Annotated in this window: 1 pseudogene; it reads right to left on the reverse strand. The window is 42.8% G+C overall.

Annotated elements, in window-relative coordinates:
• Positions 1-236, reverse strand: a pseudogene (locus CWB65_RS19980) (hypothetical protein); the annotation flags it as partial.

Below are 236 nucleotides of genomic sequence, written 5' to 3' on the forward strand. Positions count from 1 at the left end.
CAATAAGCGCTAAGTTGGTAGTAACTGGATTAAATGCTACTATTAACAAATATGGCAGCCTGAGCGCAACGTCCCCTAACAGGCCCCATAATAACAAAAGAATTAAACAAACTAGCGCAAATGCCGCCAGGGCTATAAGCCCACGTTTAGTTAACAACATACGTACAAGCTCAAATCCCGCAAGTTGCGTTATTCGGCCTACGTTTATTTGTAATGGTGTTGCGATTGACTCTCCT

It is taken from the genome of Pseudoalteromonas sp. S554, from assembly GCF_005930865.1.
GTDB lineage: Bacteria > Pseudomonadota > Gammaproteobacteria > Enterobacterales > Alteromonadaceae > Pseudoalteromonas > Pseudoalteromonas marina.